The following is a 26,575-nucleotide window of genomic DNA, read 5'->3' as shown; positions in this document are numbered from 1 at the left end:
GAGGAGAAGGGGGTTTGTGCAGCAACGAGGAAACGTGAGGCGAGCGGGCCACAGCAAGGGCCAATGGACAGGCGGTGGATCGTTTTCGCCCCCGGGTGCTTACGCGGCCCGCTCCACCAGGGCGGCCGGCGACTCGTCGTCCATCTCGAAGGCTAGTGGGAAGGGCGCGTGTCCGGCCAGGCGGAACCAGCGGACCTTGCGGTGCTCGCGCAGCCTGCGGGCGGCTCCCACCGCGTCGTTGTGGAACCGCCGGGCCATGGGCACCCGCCGTACGGCCTCGGCCAGTTCGTGGGCGGCCGCCTCTCCCCCGGGAGCCTCGCGCAGTGCGTCCACCTGGTGCGCGTCGGCGAAGACGGCGCGCAGGGCCTGGCTCAGCTCGCTCTCGGCGACCTCCCGCAGCTCCTCCTCGGCCTGCCGGGCGGCGTGCGCGGCCTCGTAGAGGACCATGGAGGCGGCGGGGTCGAGCACGCCGGAGGTGGCGAGCTCCTGGGCCACGGACGCCCTGCGCAGCAGCTGCGCGTCCAGGGCGGCACGGGCGGCGTCGATCCGGGCGTGCAGCCGGTCCAGGCGGCCAGCCGTCCAGCTGAGGTACAGGCCGACGGCGACGAGGACGACCAGGATCCAGATGAGGGTTGCGGTCACGGGCCGCAACCCTATCGGTGGTCGGCGCGACCCCGGTGGGGCGTGTTCGGGGACGGTCTCCTCCCGTCCGCCTGAGACTCGGCGAACGACGGCGACGTCAAGCGCCGACGGCGAGCCGGCTCGCGCCGGCGATCGCACCCGCCTGCGCGCGCACCGGTCGCCCGCACCATCGGCGTCCGCATCATCGACGCCCGCACCACCATCGGCGGCCCCCTGCACAACAGCGGCCGCCCGCACGCCGGCGCCCCGGTGCACGACGCCGACACCTCGCGACGACCTCCCCGTGCCCGCGCCCGCCAGAGGACACGAAACGATCACCCGGGGCCGGCCCAGCCGAGCCCCACCCTCGCGGCCCCCCGCCCGCACGACGACGGCCCGGCGAACGACGGCGGCGTCAAGCGCCGACGGCGAGCCGGCTCGCGCCGGCGATCGCACCCGCCTGCGCGCGCACCGGTCGCCCGCACCATCGGCGTCCGCATCATCGACGCCCGCACCACCATCGGCGGCCCCCTGCACGACAGCGGCCGACCGCACGCCGACGGCCCGGTGCACGACGCCGACACCCTGCGACGACGTCGCCATACCCGCGCCCTCCGGAGGCCGCGAAACGATCACTCCGGACCAGCCCGGCCGAGCCCCACCATCGCGGCCCCCGCCCGCACGACGACGGCCCGGCGCACGACCCGGACTCCCCGCGACGACGGCCCCATGCCCGCCGCACGGCCGCGCCCGCCGTGAACGCGAGACGATCACCCCGCATCCACCCGGCCGAGCCGTGTCCGCCGGTGGCCGTACGCGCCGTGGGCGACTGTCTGCCGGTGCGGTCAGTCCCTTGCCAGGCCGAAGCGGGCCCGCAGGCCCGTCGCGCGGTCGTCCGTCGCCACCGCCGCCGCCCCCGCGGTGACCGTCTCGTAGACGGACAGGATGTCCGCGCCGACGGTGGACCAGTCGAAGCGCCGTACGTGGGCGCTGCCCCGCTCCCGCAGGACGGCACGCCGCTCAGGGTCGGCCAGCAGGCGTACGGCCGCGTCGGCCAGGGCGTCGGCGTCCTCGTTGGGGAAGAGTTCACCGGCCGCTCCCCGGTCGAGGACCTGGGCGAAGGCGTCCAGGTCGGAGGCGAGGACGGGGGCGCCCGCCGACATGGCCTCGACGAGGATGATGCCGAAGCTCTCGCCTCCGGTGTTGGGCGCCACGTACAGGTCGACGCTGCGCAGGAAGCGGGCCTTGTCCTCGTCGCTGATCATGCCGAGGAACTCCACGCGGGGGCGCAGCTCCTTGGGCAGGCTCTCGACGGCCTCCTCCTCGTCGCCCCGCCCGGCGACCAGGAGCCGGGTCTGCGGGCGGGCGGCGAGGATCTTCGGCAGGGCCCGCATGAGCACCGGCAGGCCCTTGCGCGGCTCGTCGATGCGCCCTATGAAGCCGATCGTGTCGCCCTGCCACTCGGGCTTGGGCTCGGCGTCGGCGAAGAAGTCGACGTCGACGCCGTTGGGGATGACCACCGCGTCGCCGCCCAGGTGCTCGACGAGCGTGCGGCGGGCGTACTCGCTCACGGCGATCCGGGCGCTGATCTTCTCCAGGGCGGCCTGGAGGATCGCGTACGCCGCGATCATCGCGCGGGAGCGCGGGTTGGAGGTGTGGAAGGTGGCCACGATCGGGCCCTGCGCCGCCCAGCAGGTCAGCAGGCCCAGCGAGGGCGAGGTCGGCTCGTGGATGTGGATGACGTCGAAGGCGCCCTCGTGCAGCCAGCGCCGGACCCGGGCCGCCGAGAGGAAGCCGAAGTTCAGCCGGGCCACCGAGCCGTTGTAGGGCACCGGCACCGCGCGGCCGGCGGAGACGACGTACGGGGGCAGCGGCGTGTCGTCGTCGGCCGGGGCGAGGACGGACACCTCGTGGCCGAGGCGGATGAAGTACTCGGCGAGGTCCCGGATGTGGAACTGGACGCCGCCCGGCACGTCCCAGGAGTACGGGCAGACGATGCCGATCCTCACTGGGCGCCCCGCTCTCCGGCTCCCGGTGCCCTGGCCGGGTCGAGGTCCTTGAGCCACAGCCGCTGCAGCATGTGCCAGTCCTCCGGATGGTCGGCGATCCCCGTGGCGAAGGCGTCGGCCAGCGCCTGTGTCATGACAGACGTCTTCTCGGCCCGGGTGCCTGACTCGGGTACCTCGACCGGGGGATGCACCCGGCCCTGCATCACGGGCGAGTCGTCGTACCAGAGCGTCACCGGCAGCAGCAGCGCGCCCGTCTGCTGGGCGAGCAGGGCGGGACCGGCCGGCATCCGGGCCGTCTCGCCGAAGAAGCCGACCTCCACGCCGGAGGCGGACAGGTCGCGGTCGGCGACCAGGCAGACCAGGCCGCCGTCGCGCAGCCGCCGGGCCAGCGTGCCGAAGGCGGTGCCGCCGCTGTGCGGCAGGACCTCCATGCCGAGGCCCTCGCGGTAGGCGACGAAACGGTCGTACAGCGTCTCCGGCTTGAGGCGCTCGGCGACGGTGGTGAACGGGATGCCGAGCTTCGTGGTGACCCAGGCTCCGGCGAGGTCCCAGTTGGCCAGGTGCGGCAGGGCGAGTATCACGCCCTTGCCGGCGTCCATGCCGTCGGTGAGGTGGTGCAGGTCCTCGGGGGCGAAGCCGCCCCCGATCCGCTCGGTGCTCCACGCCGGGAGCCGGAAGGACTCCATCCAGTAGCGCAGGTACGAGCGCATCCCCGCGCGCGAGAGGGCGGCCAGCCGCTCCGGGCTCGCGCCGGGCACCACGCGCGCGTAGTTGCTCTCCAGACGGCGCACCCCCGCACCGCGCCGCTTCCACGCGAGGTCGGCGACGGTGCGGCCCAGACGCACGGCGGCGGGCTCGGGGAGCTTCTTCACGGTGGCCCAGCCGGCACCGTACAGACCGTCGGTCAGCCGGTCCCGAGCGCTCACTTGGCCGCCTCGGTGCCCTGGCTCTCCTGGGCGGCGTCCGCCTCGGCGGCCTCCCGGCGGACCGTGACGACGCGCTGGACCAGCGTGACGAGGCTGCCGACGGCGACGATCCACAGGGCGACCGGCAGGAGGTACTGGATGCCGGGGACGCCGAACTTGTGCAGCCCGGCGAATCCGGCGGCGACCAGCGAGATGACGAGGCGCTCGGCGCGCTCGACCAGTCCGTTGACGGCCACCGGCAGACCGATCGCCTCGCCGCGCGCCTTGGTGTACGACACGACCTGCCCGCTGGCCAGGCAGAAGATCGACACCGCGCACAGCACGTTGTCGTCGCCGCTCCCCGCATACCACAGGGCGAGGCCGCCGAAGATCGCGCCGTCGGCGACCCGGTCGAGGGTGGAGTCCAGGAACGCGCCCCAGCGGCTGGAGCGGCCCAGCTGGCGGGCCATGTTGCCGTCGACCAGGTCGGAGAAGACGAAGAGCGTGATCACCACCGTGCCCCAGAAGAACTCACCCATGGGGTAGAAGACCAGCGCACCCGCGACCACACCGGCGGTGCCGAGGAGCGTGACCGTGTCCGGGCTGACGCCCCGGCGGATGAGAAACGCGGCGAACGGTGTGAGGACACGCGTAAAAAATGCACGCGCGTACTTGTTCAGCATGGCCTTCCCGACGGTCGGTGTGGCGCCGCGGCCCTTGCTGGCCACCGGCTGGCCCATCGTAGTCACGCGCGCGCGTGGGCGGTGGCCGGGCACCCTGAGCCGTCGCCGGGCGGCCGGTGGGCGGCGGGATCGGGTCCTTCGTATGGACGCGGCGTGACGGGAGTGGAAAGCTCGAAGGACCGCGGGCGTCGCCGGAGCCGCCAGTGCACGCGGTCCCGCGTGTCCGCGCCCACAGTGACCTCACCGTGCACGGGAGGCAAGGACATGGGCGACAAGGCACACACCCATCCCGGAGCCGCCGGAAGGGCGACGGCGGCCGACCACCCCACCTCCGTACGGAACGTGGTGCTGGTCGGCCACTCCGGATCGGGCAAGACGACATTGGTGGAAGCTCTCGCGCTGACGACGGGAGCGGTGAACCGGGCGGGCCGCGTGGAGGACGGCGGCTGCGTCTCGGACTACGACGACATGGAGCACCGCCAGCAGCGCTCCGTACAGCTCTCCCTGGTGCCGGTCGAATGGGACGGCATCAAGATCAACCTCTTGGACACTCCCGGGTACGCCGACTTCGTCGGTGAACTGAGGGCCGGTCTGCGTGCGGCGGACGCGGCCCTCTTCGTCGTCTCGGCCTCCGACGGCGTGGACGGCGCGACCCGCATGGTCTGGGAGGAGTGCGCCGCCGTCGGCATGCCGCGCGCCATCGTGATCACGCACCTGGAGGCCGCCCGCGCCGACTTCGAGGAGATGACGCGGATCTGTGCGGAGGCCTTCGGCGGCGACGACCCCGACGCCGTGCTGCCGCTGTACCTGCCGCTGCACGGCCCGCCCGCGCCCGACGGGCACGCGCCCGTGACGGGGCTCGTGGGTCTGCTGTCGCGCAAGCTGTTCGACTACGCGTCCGGCGAGCGCGTGGCGTCGGAGCCCGGCGAGGCGGAGCTGCCGCAGCTCGACGAGGCCCGCTCGCTGCTGATCGAGGGGATCATCTCGGAGAGCGAGGACGAGACCCTCATGGAGCGCTATCTCGGCGGCGAGCAGGTCGACGTCAAGACGCTCGTCGAGGACCTGGAACGGGCCGTCGCACGCGGGGTGTTCTTCCCGGTGCTGGCCGCCGCGCCGGCCGCCGACGGCGCCCGGCAGGGCCTGGGCACGGTCGAGCTCCTGGAACTGATCACGCGTGGCTTCCCGACGCCCCTGGAGCGCTCGGCGCCCCGGGTCACCACTCCCGAGGGCGCCGGGCGCGAGCTGCGGCTGTGCGACCCGGAGGAGTCGCTGGTCGCGGAGGTCGTCAAGACGTCCTCCGATCCGTACGTCGGCCGGATCTCCATGGTCCGGGTCTTCTCCGGCACCCTGCGCGCCGACCAGACGGTGCACGTGTCCGGGCACGGGATGACCGACCGCGGACACGAGGACCACGACGTCGACGAGCGGATCGGCGCCCTGTCGACGCCGTTCGGCAAGCAGCAGCGGCCGGTCTCGCACGTGATCGCGGGCGACCTCGCCTGCGTGGCCAAGCTGACCCGCGCGGAGACCGGGGACACGCTCTCCGCCAAGGACGACCCGCTGCTGATGGCCCCCTGGGAGATGCCCGACCCGCTGCTGCCGCTGGCCATCGAGGCGCACAGCAAACCCGACGAGGACAAGCTCTCCCAGGGGCTCGCCCGGCTGGTCGCCGAGGACCCGACGATGCGCCTGGAGCACAACCAGGACACCCACCAGGTGGTCCTGTGGTGCCTGGGCGAGGCCCACGCCGACGTGGCCCTGGAGCGGCTGCGCAGCCGCTACGGCGTCCAGGTCGACGTCGTGCCCCACCGGGTCTCCCTGCGCGAGACGTTCGGCGGCCGGGCGGCCGGGCGGGGGCGGCACGTGAAGCAGTCCGGCGGGCACGGGCAGTACGCCATCTGCGAGATCGAGGTGGAACCGCTGCCGGGCGGTTCGGGCATCGAGTTCGTCGACAAGGTCGTCGGCGGCGCGGTGCCCCGGCAGTTCATCCCGTCCGTCGAGAAGGGCGTGCGGGCGCAGGCCGCCAAGGGCGTCGCCGCGGGCCATCCGCTGATCGACGTGCGGATCACGCTGCTCGACGGCAAGGCGCACTCGGTGGACTCCTCCGACGCCGCCTTCCAGACGGCGGGCGCGCTGGCGCTCAGGGAGGCCGCGGCCGAGGCGAGGATCCATCTCCTGGAGCCGGTGGCCGAGGTGGGCGTGCTGGTCGGCGACGACTACGTGGGCGCGGTGATGAACGACCTTTCCGGGCGGCGCGGCAAGGTGCTGGGCACCGAGCAGACCAGTGACGGACGGACCCTGATCAGGGCCGAGGTGCCCGAGATCGAGATCGGGCGCTACGCCGTGGACCTGCGCTCCCTCGCGCACGGCACCGCCCGCTTCGACCGCCGCTACGCCCGGCACGAACCGATGCCGGCGCAGGTCGCGGACCGGCTGCGCGAGGAGGTACGGGTGGCGTCCTAGCGGAACCCGGAGCTCCGGGGTGTGGTCCGCCGTACCGGGGCCCGCTCCCCCGTGCCGGAGGCGCCCGCCCCGGCGTGCGACGGCGCGCCCGGCGGTCAACCCGCGTGCGTGGGAGCGCCTTTGGCGGTCCCGTGACGCGCGACGGTGCCGGCGGATACGCTGATGACCAGATCAACAGGTGTGCGGGGCAGGGAAGTCGGGAAGGCCGCAGGAGCGACAGTGGTGGCGATCGGGGGCGGGAATGACCGTTGACGGCGGTTACGCGGACTTCTTCGGACCGCAGGTGCCGCGCACGGACGACGGCGGCCAGACGGCCACCTTCGCGCTGGCCTCGGCCGCCTACCGGGACAGCGAGGCCGACGAGATACTCAAGGCCAACAGCGAGTGGCACAAGTCGGCCGTGAGCAAGCCCCGGATCAAGCTGTTCCGGCCCAACCTGGGCGAGGCGTACTCCCGGGCGATCATCGACCGGATGCTGGGCCCCAAGCGGGCCCCGCTCATCCAGTCCTTCGGCACCCAGCCGCAGGTGGTCGTGGAGCACAGCCTCGCGGCGCACCGTATCCGCAGGGACCGGGACAACTGGCTGAGCGCCGTCATGGTGCTGTGCGGCCTGCTGTTCCTGCCCGGACTGCTGGTCTGGCTCCTGGTCTTCCAGATCCGCCTCACCGTCGGCCGGCGCGAGGACAAGCGGGCCGGCGCGCTCGCCACCGCGTTGCTGCTGGCGATGGGGGTCCTCGCCGTGCTCTTCCTGCTCAAGATGCCCTTCAGCGGCTTCTGGGCCTGGTATGCGCGCGCCTGCGTCGTCGCCCCGGTGGTCGGCTGGTTCTGGGCCAAGCGGATCTGCGAGCGCACCGCACGGGACCTCCGGGAGCGCTGGAGCGGCCTCCTGTCCGGCGCGGGCGTGGGCGCCAAGGTGCCCGAGGCGGTGCCGAGCAGCCCCGGCGAGACGGCTGCCGAGGAGCTGCGGCAGTCACTGGCCCGGCTCAGCGCCGAGCAGCAGTCCAACTCCGTCTTCTACGCCGGGCCCAAGGGCATCCTGGGCATGGGCACCCGCTGGGGCAACTGGCAGCTCGCCGAGGAGCTGGTCCCCGTCGATCCGGACCGGGAGATCAACCCGTTCCGCAGCTGGGACGTGGTCAAGGCCATCCACGACCGGCTGCGCATGCTGGAGCGCGGTCCGCTGCACACCGGCGGCTTCCCCAAGCCGACGGTCCGGCACTGGATCGTGACGCCGATCGCGGAGGACGCCGGCGCGGTGTCCCGGCCCGAGGGCACGGACGTCGAGGCGTACCAGGTCAAGCAGCACGCCATACAGGAGATCTGCGACAAGCAGCAGTTCGGCGCGGGCGACCGGCACTACCTGGGCGTGCAGTGGACCCTGTGGGACGGCCAGTTGGTCATCTCCATGCTGATCACGGTGACGGTGCTGCACGAGACGCTGCGCATCGAGGTCACCGGACACGCCCTGGGCCCGGTGCACGGCCTGTTCACGAGCAAGCCCGCGGCCAAGGAGAAGACGGTCCAGAAGTCCGTCAAGTTCTGGGAGACCCGCACGGTGAAGCTCCCGCTGGTCGACACCGACGAGGTGGTACGGCTGGCCGCGCGGGCGCCGCTGACCTGGTACCCCCCGCTGCTGTACTGGCTGGGCGGCAAGCTCACCCTGCCCGAGCCCTTCGGCGTGCGGCACGCCTGGGCGGACCGGCCGTGGCGGCACCGCTTCATGGCCGACGACGCACTGCGGGCGGCCACGCCGGTCCTGCGGGCGGTGCACTCGGCGGCGATCAAGGTGCTGAAGGAGAACGGCGTGGACACCGAGAAGTTCGGTGCGCGCGCGGGCGGCCTGAGCGGCGCGGTGCAGGAGGCGGCACCGAAGAAGGCAGACGTCTACGACGCGTAGGCCTCCGGCGGTTGGCCGAGGGTGCTCAGGTGGGCGCCCCCGGACCCCGCTCAGGCCTGGACGGCCTCGTCCTCAGACGCCGGACGGGCTGGAGGGCCAGGCGTCCGCCAGCATCTTGCGGGTGTCCCCCAGCAGCTGCGGCAGCACCTTCGTGTGGCCGACCACGGGCATGAAGTTCGTGTCGCCGCCCCAGCGGGGCACGACGTGCTGGTGGAGATGGGCGGCGATGCCCGCGCCCGCCACCGCGCCCTGGTTCATGCCGATGTTGAAGCCGTGGGCGCCGGACGCGGCGCGCAGCGCCGTCATCGCCTGCTTGGTCAGCTCGGCCAGCTCCGCGGTCTCCACGGTGTTCAGCTCGGTGTAGTCGGCGACGTGGCGGTAGGGCACGGTCATCAGGTGCCCGCCGTTGTACGGGTACAGGTTGAGCACGGCGTACACGTGCTCACCGCGCCGGACGATCAGCCCGTCCTCGTCGGACTTGGCCGGGATCGAGCAGAAGGGGCAGCCGTCGTCGGCGCCCGGGCCGCTCGGCTTGTTCTCGCCCTGGATGTACGCCATCCGGTGGGGCGTCCACAGACGCTGGAACGCGTCCTGCGTCCCCACTCCCAGCTGCTGCTCCGGCTCACTCGTCATGCGTGCAGCATATGGCGTCGCCCACGGCGACCGGGAAAGGCCCCCGGGATCTCCCCGGGGGCCCGTCACACGCCGTCGAACCCGGCGATCAGACCTGCACCCGCTCCTCGACGACCTTGGCGATCTTCGCGATGGCCTCGTCGACGGGGATGCCGTTCTCCTGGGAGCCGTCGCGGTAGCGGAAGGAGACCGCGCCGTTCGCCATGTCCTCGTCGCCCGCGATGACCATGAAGGGCACCTTCTGCTTCTGGGCGTTGCGGATCTTCTTCTGCATGCGGTCGGAGGAGGAGTCGACCTCGACGCGCAGTCCCTGCCTCTTGGCGGCCGCGGCGAACTTCTCCAGGTACTCGACGTGTGCGTCGCCGATCGGGATGCCCACCGCCTGCACCGGCGCGAGCCACGCCGGGAACGCGCCCGCGTAGTGCTCCAGGAGCACCGCGAAGAACCGCTCGATGGAGCCGAACAGCGCGCGGTGGATCATGACCGGGCGGGTCTTGGTGCCGTCCGCGGCCGTGTACTCCAGGTTGAAGCGCTCCGGCAGGTTGAAGTCGAGCTGGATGGTCGACATCTGCCAGGTGCGGCCGATGGCGTCCTTGGCCTGGACGGAGATCTTCGGGCCGTAGAAGGCGGCGCCGCCCGGGTCGGCCACGAGCTCCAGGTTCTGCTTCTCGGCGACCTGGCGCAGCGTCTCGGTGGCCTCTTCCCAGGCCTCGTCGGAGCCGACGAACTTCTCCGGGTCCTTGGTGGAGAGCTCCAGGTAGAAGTCGTTCAGGCCGTAGTCGCGCAGGAGGTTGAGGACGAAGGTGAGGGTCTTGTCCAGCTCCTGAGACATCTGCTCCCGGGTGCAGTAGATGTGCGCGTCGTCCTGGGTGAAGCCGCGGGCCCGGGTCAGGCCGTGCACGACGCCCGACTTCTCGTACCGGTACACGGTGCCGAACTCGAACAGGCGCAGGGGCAGCTCACGGTAGGAGCGGCCGCGCGCGTCGAAGATCAGGTTGTGCATCGGGCAGTTCATGGGCTTGAGGTAGTAGTCCACGCCCTCGTCGAGCTGCATGGGCGGGTACATGCCGTCGGCGTACCAGTCCAGGTGGCCCGAGGTCTCGAAGAGCTTCCCCTTGGTCGCGTGCGGGGTGTAGACGAACTCGTAGCCCTCCTCCTCGTGGCGGCGCCGCGAGTAGTCCTCCATGACCCGGCGGACGATGCCGCCCTTGGGGTGGAAGACGGCGAGGCCGGAGCCGATCTGCTCCGGAATGGAGAAGAGGTCCAGCTCGCTGCCGAGCTTGCGGTGGTCGCGCTTCTCGGCCTCGGCGAGGAACTCCAGGTGCGCCTTCAGCTCGTCCTTGGTGGGCCAGGCGGTGCCGTAGATGCGCTGGAGCATCGGGTTCTTCTCGCTGCCGCGCCAGTAGGCGGCGGCGTTGCGCATGAGCTTGAACGCCGGGATGCTGCGGGTGGTGGGCAGGTGGGGGCCCCGGCAGAGGTCCTTCCAGCACAGCTCGCCGGTCTTGGCGTCCAGGTTGTCGTAGATCGTCAGCTCGCCGGCGCCTACCTCGACGTCCGCGCCGTCGTCGTGCGAGGCGGATCCCTTGAGGCCGATCAGCTCCAGCTTGTACGGCTCGTCGGCGAGCTCCGTGCGGGCCTCGTCGTCGGTGACCACGCGGCGGGAGAACTTCTGCCCTCGCTTCTGGATCTCCTGCATCTTCTTCTCGATGGCCTTGAGGTCATCGGGGTGGAAGGGCTTCTCGACGTCGAAGTCGTAGTAGAAGCCGTCCTTGACGGGCGGGCCGATGCCCAGCTTGGCCTCGGGGAACAGCTCCTGCACGGCCTGGGCCATGACGTGCGCGGTGGAGTGGCGCAGGATGTTCAGACCGTCCTCGGAGGAGATCTCGACGCCCTCGACGGTCTCGCCGTCCTCGACCTCGTACGCGAGGTCCTTGAGCTCGCCGGCCACGCGCGCCGCGATGATCGAGCGCCGGCCGGCGAAGAGCTCCGCGGCCGTAGTGCCCGTCGTCACCACGCGTTCTTCCCGCTCGGAATCCCGCTGGATGATCACACGGACGTCTGACACCGGTCTCTCCTGACTGAAGGTGGGGCCGCGGCGCCATACCGGAGCGCACGCATGAGGGCGATCGTACCGACCCGGGCCCGCCCACCGCGAAATCAGTCCCGGCACTCCCCTGCGTCGCCGCAGGACTCCTCGAGGAAGGCCGCGACCTCCACATGCTCCTGGACGGCCTTGAGCAGCCGGTCCCGCTCCGCGTCGTCGACCTGTACGGGCGTGATCTCGCAGGCGCCGGTGAGGCGGCGGAATCCGCCCCGGCTCTCCAGCCGCCCGAGCACCCGTACCGGCAGCCCGACGAGGTGGGCGTGCCCGGCGATCCGGTACGCCTCCTCGTCCAGCGCGACGCGTACGTGCGGCACCTCTGCTCCGGCCAGCACCCGCAGCCGTACGGTGCCGGTGCCGCGCGGTCCGGGCCGGCGCATGCGGACGACGGTGCCGGTGATCCGCACCGGGACGGAGGGTTCCGCGCGCAGGTATCGGGCGGCGGCCTCGCGCAGGGCGGGCAGGTCGCCGGGGGTGAACTCGACGGGTTCGGCGGGCGCGCCGCAGCCCTCGGGCACGCCGGCGGCCGGCGCCCACCGGACGGCGATCCTGGCCCCCTCGCTGCCCCGGACCAGGGCGACGAGCGCTTCGGTCAGCTCGTGGCTGACGCCGGCGGCGACGGCCGAGTCGAAGGCCTCCATGCCGCCGGTGGCCCGCCGGTAGTCGACGGCCTCGCGGGCGGCGTACAGGGCCTGGTGGAGGCGTACGGCGAGGGGGCGGACGTCGGTGACCGGCAGGAACGCCGTGAGCAGACGGCCGCCGGGGGCGGGACCCACCAGCACGTTCTCCAGGGCCGCGGCGGCGGCGCGCCGGTGCCGGGCGCCGTAGTAGCCCGCACGCGCGCGCGTGGCGAGTGCTCCGGCGAGCAGCGTCCGGCGGGCGGCGGACCGCAGCTGTTCCTCCGCGGCCCAGGAGGCGGTGCCGCCGGGGCCTGCCGGTGTGTCGCGTTCCCAGCGGATCTCGTCGCTGGGGACGGCGAGGGAGAGGAGGATCTCGCGGGCGGCGGGTGTGCCGCTGCGGGACAGGGCGAGCAGCGCATCGGCGAGCAGGTCGTCGCTGTCGGGGAAGGCACGGCTGACGGGCACCAGGAGGCTGGTGGCGCCGGCGGCCGGGCCGGGCGGGGTCCAGCGGCCGTATCGGCCCGGGGCGCCGCCGCGGCGGTGCCAACCGTGCCGGTGGAGCAGGGCGGTCAGCACGGCCGGGTCGACGGTGCCGGACTCGGGCGGGCGGTCGTCCCGCAGGGTGTCGTCGAGGGCGTCCGCCGGGTGCGGCGGTACCGGCCGAAGGGGTCCGACTGACGGCCGGGGTTCGCCGGCCGGGCGGTGCCTCATGGTTTCCCTCCCGTCCCGACCCGCGTCATGATCTCGCACAGCGCCCGGTCGTCGAAGATCCGCGCGGTCGGTATCCGCACGGTGGTGCGCCGCCGTCCGGTCACCGGGTGTCCGGCGAGGTTGGTCCAGTAGCAGCAGTGCCTGAGGTCGAGCCGGTCGTGGTCCGCGCGCAGCCACTGGTCCCGGGACCGGGGGACGATCATCACGACCAGGATCTTGTGCACCGACACGGGGGTGCGGGCGAGTTTCGCCAGGTGGTCGTTGTCCAGGGTGAAGGAGAAGAAGCGCCCCGTCAGGTGGGGCGGGGGCGCGGCCCTCTCCGTCGGGGGTGGTGGCGGGAGACGGGCGGGCGGATGCGGCGGGAGCTGGTACGTCGCCTTGAGCTGCACCTTGATGGTGACCTCGTCGTCGACCGTGTGTCCGGGGGCGCTGTGGCTGACATGCCAGTCGATGCCGTTGTCCGGGAAGGGCTGGGAGAGCGAGCAGCCCGCCGCGGCGGCGACCGCGTGGAGGTAGCCGACCTGCAAGGTCTCCATGCAGGCGGTGGTGGCGAGAGAGCCGCGTGCGGGCGCGGTGCGCTCCGGAAGCAGCCCGCCCCGTTCGGGCTGCGCAATGGCCATGACCAACAGCCTTCCAGAACTGGTGAATCCCCGCTGCGGGTCTGTGAACTGCAAAGACCCGTACTCCTGTTGTGTCCCTGCGGCGTACGTCGCAAACAGCCCGGGTATCACCGAACCGGGACAAGACACGGCGCGTCAGCTGCCGCGCTCGGACGAGGAGTTGAGTGCCCTATGACGAGCTGGTTCGAGGGGCCGCTGGCCGCCTTCGACACGGAGACCACGGGTGTGGACACCGAGACCGACCGGATCGTGTCGGCGGCCCTCGTCGTCCAGGACGCGCCGGGGCTGCGGCCGCGGGTGACCCGGTGGCTGGTGAACCCGGGCGTGCCGGTGCCCGAGGCGGCGACGGCGGTGCACGGGCTGACCCAGGAGCACGTGGAGCGCCACGGCCGGTGGCCGGCGCCGGTGATGTACGAGATAGCCGAGGCGCTGGCCGAACAGGCCCGCGCCGGGCGACCGCTCGTGGTGATGAACGCGCCGTTCGATCTCACCCTGCTGGACCGGGAGTTGCGCCGGCACCGTGCCTCCCCCCTCGGCCGCTGGCTGGAGCGGACGTCACTGCACGTGCTGGACCCGAGGGTGCTGGACAAGCAGCTGGACCGCTCTCGCAAGGGCCGCCGCACCCTCACCGACCTGTGCGCGCACTACTGCGTGGAGCTGGAGGGCGCGCACGACGCGGCGGCCGACGCCCAGGCCGCGCTGGAGGTCGTCCGGGCGGTGGGGCGCCGCTTCCAGGCGCGGCTCGAGCGCCTCTCCCCCGCCGAGCTGCACACCCTGCAGGCGGTGTGGCACGCGGGTCAGGCGCGGGGGCTGCAGGCGTGGTTCGCGCTCAACGGCACCGAGGAGTCGGTGGACCCGGCCTGGCCGCTGCGCCCGGAGTTGCCGGCGGCGGCGTGACCCTTCGTCCCCGGCCCGCGCGAACACCGGGGCGGGGGTGCGGGTGGCGGAGCCCCCCCCTGCGCGCGGCGAGGCCGCGCAGAAACGACGAAGCGACGTGGTCCGCGGTTTCCGCGGACTCACGTCGCTGTCACGAGCGTGGGCGATACTGGGTTCGAACCAGTGACCTCTTCGGTGTGAACGAAGCGCTCTCCCACTGAGCTAATCGCCCGGGAACGGACTGAACAATACAGGGCGCTCCGCGTTTCCATCAAACCGCTTGCCGACCGCCTGCCAGGTGGGCGGCGAGGCCCCGCCGCCCGGCCCGCATCATGAGCCGGTGGTTGGCCCGGAACAGGGGGCGTCCCGGCACGGCCAGGCGGCGCAGCAGCGGCTTGCCGACGACGACCTCCTGGTCGTAGCGGGCCACGGTGCCGGAGCCGCGCGGTGCGACCGTCCAGCGCGCCCAGCCCTCCATGTCGCCGCTCATCACGACCTCCAGCACCCCCGCGGCGGGGTCCCGGCGCCCCTCCCGCACGACCGTCGTCAGGTCGTACGGGAGGAGGGAGCGCACCCGGAGGACGCCGCTGGTGTCGTCGAGCCGGGTGACCTCGCGGACCTGGTGCCACCAGCGGGGGTAGTCCTCGATCCGTTCCAAGGCGCGGTAGACGTCCGGGGCGGGTGCGGGCAGCGGCCACAGGCTGCGGAAGCGGTAATGGTTCCAGTCCACCCGTGCAGTGTGCCCGCGCGCGCGTCCGCCGGGGGCCGGCTAGGGCATCCTGTCCCCCAGGAGTGCGAGGTTCTCGATGGCGGCGAGGCCGTAGAGGGCGGTGTCGTTGGTGGACACCCAGCTGGCCTCGCTGCCGGGGACCAGGGCGGCGGGGCCGCTCAGCTTCTCCGTCTTCCAGGGTGCCGACTCCCGGTAGCCGTCGGAGTCGTAGAACTTCTGCCACGCGCGCGTGGCGAGCCTGTCGTCGCCGGTCCGTACGGCCGCGTAGGCGTCGAGCCGCGAGTGGCCCTGGAAGAGGATGAGGCTGCCGAAGTCGGATCCGTAGCGTTCCGCCTGTTCCGTCTTGCTCGCGTTGAAGTAGCGGCAGTAGTCGTAGTACGCCTCTTCGAACTTCGGCATGTCGACGAGGTCGATCAGTTCGGCGCACAGTTCGTTCAGGCCGAAGACGGCGGACAGGTGGGAGACGTCGACCTCGGGGGCGTCGGCGACGGCGAACTTTCCGGTGTCCAGGTCGTACAGGCCGCTGCCCTGGACGAAGCCGTTGGGCTGGGCGGCGATGGTCTCCATGGTGGACAGGACGCGGTCGCGGGCCTTCTCCCACTTCGGGCCCTTGCGTTCCCACTCGGTGAGCCACGCCGAGACCAGGCCGCTCCAGTCGGTGCCGAAGCCGATCGACAGGGCGTTGCGGTCGGGGGTGTACGGCTCGGTGCGGATCTTGCGGAGCGGGTCGAGGGCGAGGAAGGTCTCGTCGGAGTCGACGCCCGCGCGCATGAGGTCGCCGACGCGTTCGTCGGCGGTGAGGAAGTAGTAGAAGCGCCGGTAGGTGGTGTTGGCGATGCGCTGCTGCTTGGCGCTGTCGGCGTAGTGCTGGACGCCGTGCCGGGTGCCGAGGCCGGCCCATTCGCCCAGGTGGTAGACGTCGACCTCGCCGGTGTGCCGGGTCATGGCCTCGGCGAAGCGGAAGATGTCGGCGCGGCCGGAGCGCAGGTAGGCGTACCAGAGCCACAGGTCCGGGGAGAGCTCGGAGTTGTCCCAGGCGTAGCCCCCGATGTCGTAGCGCCAGGTGTGCCGGGCGGCGTCGTAGCTGTGCATGATGTCGCCGTAGTCCCAGAAGCCGTACCAACGGCGTTGCTCCACCTGGTCCTTGTAGTAGGTGAAGAGGAAGTCGAGGTGGTCCTCGATCTTCGCCCTGGCCGGTGTGGAGCGGTCGGGCTCGGAGTAGAGGCCGGGGCCGAAGACGCCGGCCTTGACGAGTTGCTTCGGCGGTGCGGCCAGTTGCGGCAGGACGCGTACGGCCTCGACCTGTTCGGCGAGTTCGCCGGCGCTCGGGGTGGCGGCGTTGGCCCAGAAGAGGAGTTCCGAGGTGCGGGCGATGCCGTAGGGGGTGCCGAAGCCGGGTTCGTAGTCCTCGTAGGTGATGTTGAGGCCTTCGAGCTGTTCGGGGAAGGTTTCCTGGCCCATGCCGTCGTGGTAGAAGCGCAGGTCCATGGGCTGGGCCTCGGGCGACCAGAGCCAGAGGGTGACCTCGGCCGCGTCGGTCGCGGCGTCGCGGATGTCGAGTTGGGCGGGGTACTTCTCCCAGAAGTCGCGCAGGCCGAAGGAGAGGCCGCCGCCGGCGCCGCCGACGTAGCCGAAGCCGGAGGCGCGACGCCCGCCGCCGGCGCCGATCCAGCCGTGCCCCTTCTTGGTGCGCTTGCGCAGGGCGAAGCCGTCGGCGGACAGCTGGGAGAGGGTGTAGTCGCCCCATTCCGGGATGTACTGGAGGCGGGTGGTGACCCGTTGGTCCCAGGTGGCGGGGTCGGGCAGCTTCTCCCCGGCGAACTGGGCCGCCTGGACGGCGGCTCCCGGGTCGCGGCGCAGTCCGGTGATGCCCTTGACGGCCTCGCTGAGCAGGCCGGTGCCCTCGCCGCCGATGCGGACGTGGCGGTCGTAGGAGGCGTCGCGCATCGGGACGGTGAAGCGGACGCCGAGGCCGCGGACGAAGTCGCCGCTCGCCTTTCCGGGCTCCTGCTTCCCGTCGAAGGTGACGGTGTGCACCATGCGGAAGGAGTCGGCGCCGGCGTAGAAGTAGAGGCGGACGGAGAAGGGGAGCAGGCCGCGGTGGCCCTTGCGGTGCCTGCCGTCGATGCGGACGACGGCGCGGACCGGGCCCTCCTGCTCGACCTTCACCTCGTCGATCGCGCCGTCGAAGCGCTCGTACTTCACCGTGCCCTGGTCGCCGTCCTCGATCTCGGGCTGGCGCAGCAGGACGAGGCGGCCGTTCCTGGCGATCTCGGTGGAGCCGCGGGTGACGGATGTGATGAGCGCGGACCCCGACTTGCCGATTCTCGCGGTGATGACGCCGGTCGATATGGCGATGGTGCCGCCGCGCCGGTCGACGGTGACCTTCTTGTCGGGGGCGGCGGGGTCGCCGGCGTCCAGGGTGAGCTTGCCGTTGCCCGAACCGACCGCGTGCGCGGTCCACTTGAGGGAGCCGTCGGGCCAGTACGCGAGCGGCCAGGACTGCACGGGCACGGCCCTGCCGTCCTCGTCCGTGACGGCGAACGACTGGTCCTCCCGGAAGGTGCCCCGGGGCCAGGGGACGCCGACGGTGGAGCCGGGGGCGGCGCCCAGACCGCCGTCCTCCAGCCAGGTGAGGGTGACGGGAGCGTCGTCGGCGACCGGTGCGGCGGTGGGCGCGGCCTGCGCGTTCTTCGTGCCCAGCGCCCAGCTGAACTGGGCGGCGGCGCCGGCGACGGCGGCCGCCTTGAGGAGGGACCTGCGGGGGATGGGGGACATGGCCTTTCCTTTCCGTGCGGGCGTGCAGGGGTGTCAAGGGCATGACAGAGGAGGCCGCGGCGTCGGGACACCGGCCTCGGTGCGCGGGGGGGGCGGTCCCCCCGGTCCGGGGCCGCCGGGGCGCGGGCGTCGGGTCAGCGGCGCCGGAAGCGCTCCTCCACCGCGACGGCCGCCGCGGCGACGGCGCCCAGGACGGCGACGGCCAGCGGTGCGCTGAACCAGGCCGAGCAGACCACGACGGCCAGTCCGCCGACGAGGAGGAAGGAACCGGCGGGGTCGAGCACCGTGCGCCGGCCCGCCCGCGCGAGAAGTACCCGCCAGGAGGCGCCGGGGTGCCAGTCCGCCGCCGCGCGCAGGCCCGCGACGGCCGCGCCGATGAGGGCGAGGACGCCGACGGCGCCGACCAGCGGTCCGCCGGGCAGGCCGTCCCGCACGGCCCGTACGTCGATCCAGACGACCGCCAGGGCGACCCACCCGGCGAGCCCGACCAGCCAGCCGTGACGCGCCGCCGCCAGGAAGTCCGCGGCGAACTCCCGCAGACCACCGCTCTCGTGGGCCGGCCGGCGCCGGAGATGCCGCGCGCCGGCCGCGAAGGCGGCGGGGTAGGTGACGAGCGGCAGCGCCGCCACCGCGATCCACACGCCGGTGAGCAGGCACTCGGCGAACAGGGCGAAACCCTGGGCGAACCGGGACTCCCCCGGCCCCGTACGGGTTTCGGCACGCGCTTCGGTCATCGGAATCCCACCTCAGCCCTTCAGGCCGGACGTCGCCATGCCGTCGATCAGATAGCGCTGGAAGGCCAGGAAGAAGGCGAGGACCGGCAGCAGGGCGACGAGCGACATGGCGATCATGCCGCCGTAGTTCGCCAGGCCCTCCTGGTCCACGAACATCTTCAGACCGAGGGAGATCGTGTACTTGCCGGGCTCGTTGAGGTAGATCAGCGGGCCCATGAAGTCGTTCCAGGAGTTGATGAAGGTGAAGATCGCGCTGGTGATCAGCGCCGGCCGGCACAGCGGAAGCACGATCGACCAGTAGATCCGCAGGTGCCCGCAGCCGTCGAGGCGGGCCGCCTCGTCCAGTTCCCGGGGCAGGTTGCGCATGAACTGCACCATCAGGAAGACGAAGAACGCCTCGGTGGCCAGGTACTTCCCCAGCAGGAGCGGGGTGTACGTGTTGATCATGTCCAGGTTGCGGAAGAGCACGTACTGCGGGATCAGCAGCACGTGGTAGGGCAGCAGCAGCGTGCCGATCATCAGCGTGAACAGCAGGTTGCGGCCGGTGAACCTGATCTTCGCGAAGGCGTACGCGGTCAGCGAGCAGGACACCACGATGCCGATCACGGAACCGACGGCGAGGAAGAGCGAGTTGACGAAGAAGGTGGAGATGGAGATGTCCGCGATGCCGTCGGCGAGGCTGGCGTAGTTGTCCGTGATCGGGTCGCCCGGGAAGAGGTCCAGGCTGCCGACGATGTCGCCGCTCTCCTTGAAGGAGCCCCCGATCACCCAGAGCACCGGGTAGAGGATCACGGCGAGGATCGCGAGCGAGCCGAGGTGCCAGGCGAGCGACCCGGGCAGAGCGCGCCGGAGCACGGCCGCCCTGGTGGACCGGGGCGGTGGGGCATCGGCGGCCGGTGTGACGTCGGTGGCCTGCGCGCTCATCGGCCGCCCTCCTCGTAGTGCACCCAGCGCTTCTGGGACCAGAACAGCACCGCGGTGACCAGGGCGACCGCGACCAGCAGCATCCACGCCATGGCGGAGGCCAGGCCCATGCGGCTGTTCTCGAAGCCCTGGACGTACAGGTAGCAGGTGTAGACCATCGTGCCGTCCGCGGGACCGCAGGCGTTGCCCCCGGCGCCGCCGCCGACGATGTAGGCCGAGCTGAAGATCTGGAAGGAGTGGATGGTCTCCAGCAGGACGTTGAAGAAGAGGACCGGGGAGATCGTCGGCAGGGTGATGTTCCAGAACTGCCGCAGCTTTCCCGCGCCGTCCACGTCGGCCGCCTCGTACAGCTCGCGGGGGACCTGCTTCAGACCGGCCAGGAAGATGACCATCGGGGCGCCGAACTGCCAGACGGTCAGCGCCACGAGGCTGTAGATGATCAGTTCCGGGTCGCCGGTCCAGCCGCCGGCGTCGATGCCGAAGAACTGCTGCGTACGGTCGACGACCGCGTCGTCCGAGAAGATCGCCTTCCACACGATGGCGACGGACACGCTCGCGCCGATCAGCGACGGCGCGTAGAACGCGGCCCGGTAGAAGGCCTGTCCGCGCCGCTTCTGGGCCAGCAGCAGCGCGACGCCGAGCGCCGCGATCAGCTTGATCGGCGTACCGACCACGACGTACCACAGGGTGATGCGGACCGAGTGACGCCAGCGTGGGTCGCCGAACATCTCGGAGAAGTTGTCCAGGCCGATCCACCGGGGCGCGTCGAACAGGTTGTAGTCGGTGAACGCGAAGTAGAGCGAGGCGACCATCGGTCCCGCCGTCAGCAGCAGGAATCCGGCGATCCAGGGGGACATGAAGAGGTACCCGGCGAGGTTCTCCCGGCGGCCCTGCCGCTTCGGCCCGGTGGGGCGCGGCGGCTTCGCCGGACCGTGCCGCGGCTCGGAGACCGTCGGGCCCTCCGTCGCGGGGGCGTGTGTCACGGCGCTTCCCATCAGCCGGCGAGAGCCGTCTTCGACTCGGTGAAGAACTGCTTGACGGCCTCCTCGACGGACCGCGAACCGAGCGCCATCTCCTCGGCGATGCGCAGGAAGGCGGCCTCGCAGATGTCGGCGCCGTTCGGGTGCGGGGTGATCTGCTCCAGGACACCGGCCGCGACGAGGGACTCCTCGTAGGCGGCGATGGCCTGGTTGACCGGGTCGGTCGGCTTGTACGCGTCGTACTGGGCCTGCGTGGTGGGGACGCCCCGGTCGTAGCCCATGATCTTGGCGACCTCGGGGTCGTGGACCATGAAGTCGATGAACTGGGCGACCTCCTTGGGGTGCTGGGTCCGCTTGTAGGCGCTGAGCATCAGGGAGCCGAGGTACTGGCCGGTCCGCTTGCCGTCCGTGGTGGGGATCGGCGCGAGGCCGTACTCGCTCTTGCCCTCGGAGGTGTAGCGGACCGTGAAGTTGTCCCAGGTGAACTCGCTGCCGGCGAGTTCCGCGGAGAGCGCCGACTTGGGCTTGATCTGGGCGACCTTCTTGGCGTCGGCGAACAGGCCGGACTTCACGCCCTTCTCCGCCTTGGTCCACCAGGTGGTCAGGTCCGCCTCGGTGAAGCCGAGTCCGTCCTTCGTGAAGAAGGCCTTGCCGTTCTGACGCAGGTACAGGTCGTAGAGGTACATGACGCCGTACATGCCGCTGTCCCCGGCCCGGCCCGTCCTGTCGCGGACCTTCGTCATCGCCTCGTCGAAGTCGTCCCACGTCCAGCCCTGTTCGGGCTTGACACCGGCCCGGGTGTAGACGGGCTTGTCGATGACCAGGGCCATGGAGTTGGAACCGACGGGCACACCGAGGAGTTTGCCGTCGATCTCGCCGAACTTCTCCAGTCCCGCGCGGAATCCGTCCATGGAGAGGTTTCCCGCCTCGACCTGCCCGCTCAGATCGAGCAGGACATTCTTGGCGTCGTATTTGCGCAGAAATCCGATGGCATTCTGGAAGACGTCCGGCGGATTCCCTCCGGAGGCCTGGGTGTTGAACTTCTTCCAGAAGTCGGTGTACGGCTGGAAGTCGGTCTTGACCTTGATCTTCGGATACTTCTTCTCGAAGAGCGCGATGGTCTTGTTGATGCGTTCCGCCCGGTCCTCGGCACCCCACCAGGAGTAACGGATCGTCACCGTTCCGTCCCCCGAGCCGCTGCCCCCGCCGCACGCGGTGGCCGTGGCCCCCAGCCCCGCTACGGCCAGCGAGGCCCCCGCCGCCTTGAGGACCGTCCGCCTCCCGGCCTTCCGTTCCCCAATTCCGCCCTGCTGCATACGAGCCTCCCCGCGACAACACTCTCGCTCATGAATCGTTTCAAGTAAGCGCTTGCTGGCACAAGGTACGGAGGGCCCACGGACGCGTCAATGATTCGGACAGGAATTCACGGGCCGCACCCCACGGCGGCGACGGCGCCGGCTCCCGGGACCCCGGCCGGCAGCTGGAAGAACGGCCAGGTCGGCGCGGCGTGACCGACGGGCCGAACGCCAGAGGACCCTCCGGGGCGGGCGGCGCGGAAGGTCACGGTTGGGTGACGGCGCACGCAGGCGGAACGCCCGGGAGCCCGGCGCGCGCCGCCCGGGGCGGCGGCCCGGACGCACACACGAAGGCGGCCCCGCTCACGATGGTGAGCGGGGCCGCCTTGATGATCCGGTGGGCGATACTGGGTTCGAACCAGTGACCTCTTCGGTGTGAACGAAGCGCTCTCCCACTGAGCTAATCGCCCGGACGCAGGAAGAACATTACCCCATGTCAGAGGCGCCCGTGACCAGCGGGGCGGCCGGCGGCGCCCCCTCGCGGACGATCACTGGTCCTTGATCTTCCAGGGCATCTCGAGGCCGAACTTCCACAGGTAGATCCCGGCCAGCACGCCGATGATCACGACACCGATCGAGGTCAGGACGATGTTCCGGCGCCGGACCTTCGGATCGAGGGCACGCTGCGCCGCCTCGGTGACCTTGCGCTTGGTCCAGCGCAGCACCAGCTGGGCCCAGACGAACTCGGTCGCCCAGATCGCCATGCCGCCGAAGATCACGACCCAGCCCGGTCCGGGGAGCGGCAGCATGATGATGCCGGCCACCACGACCGCGAGGCCGACGACGAAGACCCCGACCTGCCAGCTCAGGTGCAGCGCACGGCGCGCCTTGACGAATTCCGGCGCCCGCGAACCGAGCGCCGGCCCGGCCGCGGCGTCCTCCGTCCCCGAACGGTCTTCCGCCACGGCCGCCTCGCCGGACTTGTTACTCCCCGTGTTCATACGGCCAAACACTACCGGAGCGAAACCTGTCACCGGAATGGGCGTACGACCCGAACGATCTCTCGGCCGGAAGAGTTACGTAAACGCACGCAAAACACTCAGAGGGGTTTACAACGGCACCGTAGGTGGCATGTCGATTTCGCCGACGTGCGAATCCCCGAGCGCACACTGAGCGAAAGGCCCTGGCGCTTATGAACACCACGGTCAGCTGCGAGCTGCACCTGCGCCTCGTTGTGTCGAGCGAGTCCTCCCTGCCTGTCCCCGCAGGCCTGCGGTACGACACGGCCGACCCCTACGCCGTGCACGCCACCTTCCACACCGGAGCCGAGGAGACCGTCGAGTGGGTGTTCGCCCGCGACCTCCTCGCCGAAGGTCTCCACCGTCCCACCGGGACCGGCGACGTCCGCGTCTGGCCGTCGCGCAGTCACGGCCAGGGCGTCGTGTGCATCGCTCTCAGCTCCCCGGAGGGCGAGGCACTGCTCGAGGCCCCGGCGCGGGCCCTGGAGTCCTTCCTGAAGCGCACAGACGCCGCCGTGCCCCCCGGCACGGAACACCGGCACTTCGACCTCGATCAGGAGCTCTCGCACATCCTGGCGGAAAGCTAGGGCGGGGCCCCGCGTGAAGCCGCCCGTCGCCGTCGACTCGGGGTGACGGCACGGGCCCGGACAACCGCATACGGCACACACGGCGTCGTCGCCGCGGATCTCCGCGGGGGCGGCGCCGCTGCGTGCGCGGCGCCGGGAACGAAGGCGGACCGGCCTGCGTTGAACGGGCAGGGCAGGGCAGGGCAGGGCAGGGCAGGGCATGGCCGGGACCGGATCGCGACCGCTTCGCCCGCCGCGCCAGCCACTACCATCGGCCACCATCGGCGGGCGCCCGCCCGACCCCCAGGCCAGGGAGCGAAACGTGCTGATCACCCACGACACCCGGTGCGCGCTCGACACCGTGGTGGATCTGGTGAACACCGTGCCGGAGGACGAATCGGCTCCGGACGGGCTGCCGGACGTCGCGGCCCTCCAGGAATTCGTGGGAACGCACGACATCAGCGACGTCGGGGTGCTCTCGGAACTCGACCTCTCGGCAGTGCGCAGGATCCGCGGACGCTTCGCGGCGGTCTTCGCCGCCCCCGACGCCCGCACCGCGGCGGGACTGATCAACGACCTGGTCGCGGCCGCCGGCACCACGCCCCGGCTCACCGACCACGACGGCTACGACTGGCACATCCACTACTTCGCGCCCGGCGCCTCCGTCGCGGACCACCTGACCGCGGACTGCGGGATGGCGCTGGCGTTCTTCGTGGTCGCCGGGGAGCAGGAGCGGCTGCGACGCTGCGAGGCCCCCGACTGCCGGCGCGCCTTCGTCGACCTGTCCCGCAACCGCTCGCGGCGCTACTGCGACAGCCGCACCTGCGGAAACCGCTTGCACGTGGCCGCCTACCGGGCCCGGCGCAAGGAGGCTGCGGGCTGACGCCACCCTTCGGGCCCTCAGTGGCCGCGAGTGGCCGCGAGTGGCCGCGGACGCTGGAACGGCGACGCGGCCCCCGGCGGGTGGCGCCGGGGAGCGCGGGTACGGCTCACAGCAACAGCAGATCGTGCAACGAAGCCATGAGCAGCAGACACCCGATCACCGCAAGGAAGATCATGAGCGGTGGCTGGGAAAGGGCGAAGAGGCAGCCGCGTGGTTCGTCCTTCGTCCGCGCGGTTTCGCTCTGTCTCGTGTCCAGCTGGGAGTCCAGCTGAGGGGGGTCCGGCATCTCGCCGCGATGATGACGCAGCAGGTGAGGTCTTCGCGATCACCACGCCCGTAAAGACCGGGTGTTCGTTGAATGTCGCAATGTCCGGTCGGATCGTGATCATTCCGGAGCGCGCGCTGTCGGCCTCGGACCGCTGTGCCGCATCAGCCCCGGGCGCCGGGCGTCATATCCCGTGCTTCTTGAGGATGGCCTCGATGTCGCTGAAGTCGTCGTCACCGCCCCGGGACGCCTTCGCAGGCCGGGACGCGGGCTCGGCGGCTGGCCGGGCGCCCGACCCGAGGGACGGCGCGGAGGCTCCCGGTGCCACCGCGTCGCGCCGGGCGGCGGCCCGGGCCTCCTTGCGCTCCTTGCGGGTGCCGCCGCGACGGCGCTCCACGGCACGTGTGGTCATGAAGAGCACCCAGGCCACGCCCAGCACTCCGAAGCCCGCCCAGGCCACCGGGCTGAAGGCCGTGTCGGCCAGCCACTCGACGACTCCGGTCATCACCAGGCCGATCGGGACCAGCGAGTAGGCGGCGATGCGTGCGGCGGTGAGGAACCGCCTGCGGTACGCGGTGACCGCCGCGATGCCCAGGCCGGCCGCGGACACCGCGGAGCAGACTGTCTCGGCAATCATCCGGTCCTCCAGGCTGGGCTCGGTCGGGCATGACTGGCTCGTCCCTTCCATCCTGCACCGTCCGCCCGCCCAGAGGCCATGCCGGAGGCCCGAGATCAGGGAGATCTCCGGGTCGGCTCCTCCGCAGGTGCCGGCGGGCGACGTACGACGCCGGTTGGGGCGGCGCGCCGCGGGCTGGAAGGATGGGGGGCATGAGCGACTCCTCCCCCGCCCGTCCCGGCGCACCCGTCCTCGACGTCTGGTGCGAGCTGCAGTGCCCGGACTGCCACACCGCCCTGGCCGACCTCCGTGCCCTGCGCGCCCGCTACGGCGACCGTCTGGAGGTGCGGCTGCGGCACTTCCCGCTGGAGAAGCACAAGCACGCCTTCGCCGCCGCGCAGGCCGCCGAGGAGGCCGTCGTCCAGGGCATGGGGTGGCCGTACGCCGAAGCCGTCCTGGACCGGGTCGGGGAGCTGGACCGCAGGGGAGAACCCCTGCTGGTCGAGGTGGCCCGGGGGCTGGGACTCGACGCGGAGGAGTTCGACACGGCGCTCGTCGACGGCCGGCACATCCTGATCGTCGACGCCGACCAGGCCGAGGGCAAGGCGATCGGCGTGACCGGCACCCCCACGTACGTGATCGGCGGCGAGCGCCTCGACGGCGGCAAGAGCCAGGAAGGGCTGCGCGAGCGCGTCGAGGAGATCGCCGACCGGCTGCTCGCCGAGCAGCCGGGCTGAGGACGGGAGCGGGCGGCCGGATCCGGCCGCCCGCCGTCACAGCAGCGACTTGCAGTAGCTGTACCGGGTGGTCGTGTAGCCGAGCGACTCGTAGAGCCGCTCGGCGGCGGTGTTCCCGGCGAAGACGTTGAGGCCTATCAGCGGGCGGCCGGCGGCGATCGCCTGGGCCTCGGCCAGCAGCATCAGGGTGCGGCCGTGTCCCCGGCCCCGGTGGGCCGCTTCCGCCTCGACGTCGAAGACGAAGGCCCGGTCCTCCCGCAGCGCAAGCCACAGGGTCCCGACCCGCTCGCCCTCGTGCTCCAACACGCTGAACAGCATGTTCTCGGTGGCCTCCGCTCGGGGCAGCAGCACTTCGTGATCGCGGCGGGCCTTGGCACGCGCGTCGGCCTCGGGCAGGCCCCGCTCGATCCAGGTCCGGGCGTACTGCTCCGTTTCGTAGGCCTGCCAGGCGGCGAAGTCCTCCGGTGTCATGGGCCGGGCCCGGCTGCCCCCGGGCAGGGCCGGCGGGGTGTCGCCGAGCGGCTTGGTCATGGTGCGGTTCCGCAGGGCGTAGCCGAGCCCTTCGGCGAGCCGCGTGCCCCCCTCGGCGTCACCGGCGACGCTCGCCTCCATCAGCCGGCAGCCCCAGCCGCGTGCCACCTCCTCCGCGGCGAGCGCGGCCACCGTGCCCCGGCCGCGCCGGCGGTCCGGCCCGTCGACGCGCAGCTTGTGGATCACGGCCACCGAGTCGCCGAGGTCGCGTGAGGTGCCGAGGTGCAGCACGCCGACGGGACGGCTGTTCACACACACCTGGTAATGGCGCGAACGGGTCCCGTCGGCGGCGCGCTGGAGCGGCTCGGTCGGCCGCAGAGTCGTTGTCATCACGGCAGTTCTACCCACCGCGGACGGGAACGGCAGCCGAATTTCAGC

24 protein-coding genes and 2 tRNA genes are annotated in these 26,575 nt (G+C 71.7%); 6 read left to right on the top strand and 20 right to left on the bottom strand.

The window, feature by feature from the left end; all coding sequences use genetic code 11:
- Positions 1-99: 99 nt before the first annotated feature.
- The 4 genes from ACIQFU_RS20455 to pgsA form a co-directional block, all read right to left on the bottom strand.
- Positions 100-642, bottom strand: coding sequence for a membrane protein (locus ACIQFU_RS20455; RefSeq protein WP_007447575.1), 543 nt, complete (start codon positions 640-642; stop codon positions 100-102).
- A gap of 824 nt (positions 643-1,466) precedes the next feature.
- On the bottom strand, positions 1,467-2,630 hold the full coding sequence (locus tag ACIQFU_RS20450) for a glycosyltransferase family 4 protein (RefSeq protein WP_402553251.1): 1,164 nt from the start codon (positions 2,628-2,630) through the stop codon (positions 1,467-1,469).
- Positions 2,627-3,556 carry a phosphatidylinositol mannoside acyltransferase gene (locus tag ACIQFU_RS20445; protein WP_402553249.1) on the bottom strand — a complete coding sequence of 310 codons (930 nt, stop codon included), beginning with the start codon at positions 3,554-3,556 and terminating at the stop codon, positions 2,627-2,629. The genes ACIQFU_RS20450 and ACIQFU_RS20445 overlap by 4 nt, the downstream gene beginning before the upstream one ends.
- Positions 3,553-4,275, bottom strand: a complete 723-nt coding sequence (gene pgsA / locus ACIQFU_RS20440) for a phosphatidylinositol phosphate synthase (protein WP_402553442.1) — start codon at positions 4,273-4,275, stop codon at positions 3,553-3,555. The genes ACIQFU_RS20445 and pgsA overlap by 4 nt, the downstream gene beginning before the upstream one ends.
- Positions 4,276-4,482: 207 nt before the next feature.
- On the opposite strand from pgsA, the gene ACIQFU_RS20435 reads away from it, so the two are divergent.
- Positions 4,483-6,681 carry an elongation factor G-like protein EF-G2 gene (locus ACIQFU_RS20435; RefSeq protein WP_402553247.1) on the top strand — a complete coding sequence of 733 codons (2,199 nt, stop codon included), beginning with the start codon at positions 4,483-4,485 and terminating at the stop codon, positions 6,679-6,681.
- A 241-nt stretch (positions 6,682-6,922) separates the two neighbouring features.
- Positions 6,923-8,578 carry a hypothetical protein gene (locus ACIQFU_RS20430; protein WP_402553245.1) on the top strand — a complete coding sequence of 552 codons (1,656 nt, stop codon included), beginning with the start codon at positions 6,923-6,925 and terminating at the stop codon, positions 8,576-8,578.
- 72 nt (positions 8,579-8,650) lie between these two features.
- On the opposite strand, the gene ACIQFU_RS20425 is transcribed toward ACIQFU_RS20430, so the two are convergent.
- The 4 genes from ACIQFU_RS20425 to ACIQFU_RS20410 all read right to left on the bottom strand — a co-directional run bounded on the left by ACIQFU_RS20425 (position 8,651) and on the right by ACIQFU_RS20410 (position 13,263).
- Positions 8,651-9,211, bottom strand: coding sequence for an HIT family protein (locus ACIQFU_RS20425; RefSeq protein WP_402553243.1), 561 nt, complete (start codon positions 9,209-9,211; stop codon positions 8,651-8,653).
- Positions 9,212-9,299: 88 nt separating this feature from the next.
- Positions 9,300-11,276, bottom strand: coding sequence for a threonine--tRNA ligase (thrS, locus tag ACIQFU_RS20420; RefSeq protein ID WP_402553241.1), 1,977 nt, complete (start codon positions 11,274-11,276; stop codon positions 9,300-9,302).
- Between the two features lie 92 nt (positions 11,277-11,368).
- Positions 11,369-12,643 carry a hypothetical protein gene (locus ACIQFU_RS20415; RefSeq protein ID WP_402553240.1) on the bottom strand — a complete coding sequence of 425 codons (1,275 nt, stop codon included), beginning with the start codon at positions 12,641-12,643 and terminating at the stop codon, positions 11,369-11,371.
- Positions 12,640-13,263: a DUF4365 domain-containing protein gene (locus ACIQFU_RS20410; protein WP_402553238.1), complete on the bottom strand. Its 624-nt coding sequence runs from the start codon at positions 13,261-13,263 to the stop codon at positions 12,640-12,642. The genes ACIQFU_RS20415 and ACIQFU_RS20410 overlap by 4 nt, the downstream gene beginning before the upstream one ends.
- A 171-nt stretch (positions 13,264-13,434) precedes the next feature.
- Between ACIQFU_RS20410 and ACIQFU_RS20405 the strand changes: the two genes are divergently transcribed.
- Positions 13,435-14,160: a 3'-5' exonuclease gene (locus ACIQFU_RS20405; RefSeq protein ID WP_402553237.1), complete on the top strand. Its 726-nt coding sequence runs from the start codon at positions 13,435-13,437 to the stop codon at positions 14,158-14,160.
- Positions 14,161-14,299: 139 nt separating this feature from the next.
- Here the strand turns inward: ACIQFU_RS20405 and ACIQFU_RS20400 are convergent.
- From ACIQFU_RS20400 to ACIQFU_RS20360, 9 genes are all read right to left on the bottom strand, one after another.
- Positions 14,300-14,371 (bottom strand) — tRNA-Val (locus ACIQFU_RS20400).
- Positions 14,372-14,410: 39 nt separating this feature from the next.
- Complete coding sequence (locus tag ACIQFU_RS20395) at positions 14,411-14,869, bottom strand: SRPBCC family protein (protein ID WP_402553235.1); 459 nt, start codon at positions 14,867-14,869, stop codon at positions 14,411-14,413.
- A gap of 39 nt (positions 14,870-14,908) precedes the next feature.
- Entirely contained in the window at positions 14,909-17,647 is a 2,739-nt protein-coding gene (locus ACIQFU_RS20390) for a Tat pathway signal sequence domain protein (protein ID WP_402553234.1), read from the bottom strand.
- 134 nt (positions 17,648-17,781) lie between these two features.
- On the bottom strand, positions 17,782-18,381 hold the full coding sequence (locus tag ACIQFU_RS20385) for a hypothetical protein (protein ID WP_402553232.1): 600 nt from the start codon (positions 18,379-18,381) through the stop codon (positions 17,782-17,784).
- A gap of 12 nt (positions 18,382-18,393) precedes the next feature.
- A complete protein-coding gene (locus tag ACIQFU_RS20380) occupies positions 18,394-19,305 on the bottom strand; it encodes a carbohydrate ABC transporter permease (protein ID WP_402553230.1) in 912 nt (303 codons plus the stop codon).
- Positions 19,302-20,300: a carbohydrate ABC transporter permease gene (locus ACIQFU_RS20375; protein ID WP_402553229.1), complete on the bottom strand. Its 999-nt coding sequence runs from the start codon at positions 20,298-20,300 to the stop codon at positions 19,302-19,304. Before ACIQFU_RS20375 ends, ACIQFU_RS20380 begins: the two co-directional genes overlap by 4 nt.
- Positions 20,300-21,601 (bottom strand): ABC transporter substrate-binding protein, encoded by a 1,302-nt coding sequence (locus ACIQFU_RS20370; protein ID WP_402553227.1) that lies wholly within the window; start codon positions 21,599-21,601, stop codon positions 20,300-20,302. The genes ACIQFU_RS20375 and ACIQFU_RS20370 overlap by 1 nt, the downstream gene beginning before the upstream one ends.
- 377 nt (positions 21,602-21,978) lie before the next feature.
- A tRNA-Val gene (locus tag ACIQFU_RS20365) sits at positions 21,979-22,050 on the bottom strand.
- 78 nt (positions 22,051-22,128) lie between these two features.
- Positions 22,129-22,581 carry a TIGR02611 family protein gene (locus ACIQFU_RS20360; protein ID WP_402553225.1) on the bottom strand — a complete coding sequence of 151 codons (453 nt, stop codon included), beginning with the start codon at positions 22,579-22,581 and terminating at the stop codon, positions 22,129-22,131.
- A 191-nt stretch (positions 22,582-22,772) separates the two neighbouring features.
- Here ACIQFU_RS20360 and ACIQFU_RS20355 point away from each other — a divergent pair, with 191 nt between their 5' ends.
- A complete protein-coding gene (locus tag ACIQFU_RS20355) occupies positions 22,773-23,186 on the top strand; it encodes an SsgA family sporulation/cell division regulator (RefSeq protein WP_004002642.1) in 414 nt (137 codons plus the stop codon).
- A gap of 301 nt (positions 23,187-23,487) precedes the next feature.
- Complete coding sequence (locus tag ACIQFU_RS20350) at positions 23,488-24,048, top strand: CGNR zinc finger domain-containing protein (RefSeq protein WP_402553224.1); 561 nt, start codon at positions 23,488-23,490, stop codon at positions 24,046-24,048.
- A gap of 106 nt (positions 24,049-24,154) precedes the next feature.
- Here the strand turns inward: ACIQFU_RS20350 and ACIQFU_RS20345 are convergent, their stop codons facing one another.
- Entirely contained in the window at positions 24,155-24,334 is a 180-nt protein-coding gene (locus ACIQFU_RS20345) for a hypothetical protein (protein ID WP_402553222.1), read from the bottom strand.
- 163 nt (positions 24,335-24,497) lie between these two features.
- On the bottom strand, positions 24,498-24,950 hold the full coding sequence (locus ACIQFU_RS20340; protein ID WP_402553220.1) for a hypothetical protein: 453 nt from the start codon (positions 24,948-24,950) through the stop codon (positions 24,498-24,500).
- Between the two features lie 191 nt (positions 24,951-25,141).
- Between ACIQFU_RS20340 and ACIQFU_RS20335 the strand changes: the two genes are divergently transcribed.
- Positions 25,142-25,666, top strand: coding sequence for a DsbA family protein (locus ACIQFU_RS20335; protein WP_402553218.1), 525 nt, complete (start codon positions 25,142-25,144; stop codon positions 25,664-25,666).
- Between the two features lie 36 nt (positions 25,667-25,702).
- Here ACIQFU_RS20335 and ACIQFU_RS20330 read toward each other — a convergent pair whose 3' ends face one another.
- Entirely contained in the window at positions 25,703-26,527 is an 825-nt protein-coding gene (locus ACIQFU_RS20330; protein ID WP_402553217.1) for a GNAT family N-acetyltransferase, read from the bottom strand.
- Positions 26,528-26,575: the final 48 nt, after the last annotated feature.

Origin of the sequence: Streptomyces sp. NPDC093065 (assembly GCF_044754585.1) — a bacterium.
In the GTDB taxonomy this organism is placed as follows: domain Bacteria; phylum Actinomycetota; class Actinomycetes; order Streptomycetales; family Streptomycetaceae; genus Streptomyces.
The sequence above is the reverse complement of the archived record's forward strand: the minus strand, read 5'-3'. Positions and strand labels throughout refer to the sequence as shown.